General features: G+C 43.9%; 2 protein-coding genes. Both read right to left on the reverse strand.

Going from position 1 to position 2,933, the window contains the following annotated elements; genetic code table 11:
* A partial coding sequence (locus Q0294_RS17795; RefSeq protein WP_299468144.1) for a hypothetical protein occupies positions 1 to 1,828 on the reverse strand: 1,828 nt, incomplete at its 3' end.
* A 24-nt stretch (positions 1,829 to 1,852) separates the two neighbouring features.
* A partial coding sequence (locus tag Q0294_RS17800) for a hypothetical protein (protein ID WP_299468145.1) occupies positions 1,853 to 2,933 on the reverse strand: 1,081 nt, incomplete at its 5' end.

Here is a 2,933-nt window from a genome sequence, read left to right on the forward strand (position 1 = left end):
CCCGATAGATCAATAACTGTGCCCGGTCTCCGAAAGCGGTTTTGATTCGCTTTCGAATGTTCTGTCGCCCTTGATCAGTGTTTAGTTGGTCGATATGAATTGAAGACCAGTCGAAACTGGTTTTCAATTCATCAGGATAATTCCTGATGATTCTATTCAATTGAGGCGTCCATTGAGGCATCAGTTGAAAGACCGAGTATTGAGTGGGAATCGATCCTGAATAAAAAGGAGGCCCTACGAGTGAGGGAGTCATGTTCCGCGCGTACATGTTGTAATTTTGGGTCATCCCTAATTCAACATGATTCAGCGAAGTCAATAAGCCGGACTTGATCTTTGTCTCAATCTGCTGATATGAGCCTGTAAATAATAATTCAATCTGATTTTCTTTAACGGGTTTTCCCTGGGCATCCAAATCATAAATTGCCAGAGTTTTACGTTCGTAGGAAGTTTGCATAAAATGATCAGAGATTAAAAACACGACAACTGCAAAACCGATTGAGATTAATGGGAATGTAATCCAGGTGAAACGTCGTATTTTGAATTTCCCTAAGATAAAATATTCTCCTGGACCAATCATGAGTACATATCCCAACAGAATGGTCGCAATGATCCAGGATGGTACGATACGCATTTCCGCAGGCATTAAGTCGGTAACGACTGCCCCCCCTGTGTAAATCGGACGATAGTTTAAGCTGAGCATTTCGTTGACGGTATAAGCATTCAAGTTGGTATATCTGGTTCTTTTTTCCGATTCCAGAAATGCCTTCACCAGCGCGTAACGATCCCACTTTTTCTCTTTGTCATAATAAATCTGCTGAGACTCTTTCAATTTCCATAGAAAAAATGGGATCTGATTCGCGTCATCCGGGGGCAGAAGACTCTTCTGTTGCGCGTCCGGGAGCATGATCACACTTCTACCCCAGCCCGTTCGATAAAATTGGGTCTGCTCTGTTTGATTCAATTTGAGTTTACCTTCGGAATCAATCAGAAAAGGCGACGCGTCTCTTCCTTCGGCAAGACTGTTTAAGAACTGAAGTTGTGGTTGCTCCAGATTGGAACCGGCGATCACACATAAACTTCCCCCTGACCTGACCCACTGATAAATCGCTTTGAGGTGGCGCGACTCCAACAGATCAAATCCGCGTGCGGTGATAACCAGAATATCATACTGATGACAATCAACCGGTAATTGCGGGAACTCGTGAGGCGGAATATGAATTGAAAACGTTTTTACATTTAATGAAAGTGAATGCTGTCCCATCACACCTTGATTGTAGTGAGCCAACTCTGCGATTTCCTGATTAATCGTAACTTCGATCGGCTCTTGGGGACTGATTGATTCAAACTTCAGTTTGTCCAGAAATTGCTTCATCTCTGGCGAGAAATTAATATCAAATGGATCACATACTCCCACAGCAAACGTCCGGTGAAAGCTGCGGCCAACGCGTAACGAATATTCATCTTTAAAATCATAGCGTTGCTTTGGAGTCACAAAACTGAGTTTCAGTTTGACTTCGGAAAAAGGATTGTCAACTTTGATGGGGGGGAGCATCATTGGGATTTCGTGGAAACCCGAGTGCAGTGCGACATCATTCGACTTGAATTGGCCAAATTCTTCATTGCCGTCATGCACTGTAACCAGAAAATATCCCTCCAATAACCCGGTTGCAGAAACCGAACATTGCCAGACAAAAGAGATTGGACCATCTCCCTTGGGAAATTGTGCCGGTTGATGGATATCGACAGTCATGGGAATTGATTGTGCGGAGACAATTCCCGGCGCCACGATGAGAAACAAGCATAGAAAATGCAGAATATTCCGGATCATGAATTCCTGTCTTTCTATGAGTACTTACGAGGGAATCCCAGCGGGACGACGCTGAAAATACCACCACTCTACCAAAAGTAAAACAAACGCGATGAAAGCAAATTCGCTCCACAAAGGCTTATCGCTATCAATTTGAGCCTGAGAGGCAGTTACGGGCACTTCACTGAACTGAATCTCGTCAATTGAAACGAGTGATGTTTCCTGAGGGTTCAATAAACTTACGCAAATTTCATCTGAAGCTGCACCTTCACCCGTTATCAGGTATTTCCCAACGTGCAAGGCAGCGATGCCAGAGATCATGCCGTTTTTATTGCTTTCCGTGTTCAGCAGTTTTCCATCCGGCGTTTTGATTTGATACTTTTTCTCAGGCACATACTCGACCGCAGGCAAAACGGGTGTGGCGGATCCCTGCACTTCCGAAATTCCTGCTTCCTGTAAAGTGAGTTGTATTAAATTCGAGGCCATGATCGGAAAACCGACACGATAAGGCATTGTCGAATGATCTGTGTTGAACAGAAAGAAGAATTCCAGATCACCGGAATTTCTTTTTTGTAATAGCAGGGGTCCCAATCGACCATGCACTAATACTTCATACCCCAGTCCTTCCAGATTCGCGACGCCCGCATTCTCTGTCCAGACAGGTTGTTCTGTGATTTGCACGTCACTCAATTCTACATGTCGCAGTAAAGCGGAACTGCGATTCCAGTCGACAACATCCGTTAATTTCGTTTCGAGCGAAATATATTGTTTCAGCTCTTCTGGAACAAAGCCGACACCCAGTTTCACTAAAGCCTGTTTATCCAGGTCTTTCTCAGATGAAGCAATGATCAAGTCATATTCAGCTGGACCAACCGAATCATCTTTTTCCGGATACAATTCCAGGTCTTTATTTTCGGCCAATGCATAACGGTAACTGGCCAGATCCGGGCTGATATAGACCAGTAAGGAACGTGAACTGGGAATTTTAAGAAATGCGCGATTATCAGATGGAAGACTATCGTATGAACCGGGAGTCAATACAGCTTCCAGGTTGGATCCACTTTTAGTATTAATCGAAAATTCGATTCGTTGTGAATCTCCCTTGCCTACAATAAGTTCTTCTTTT

This window comes from uncultured Gimesia sp., from assembly GCF_937919775.1.
Classification (GTDB): Bacteria; Planctomycetota; Planctomycetia; order Planctomycetales; family Planctomycetaceae; genus Gimesia.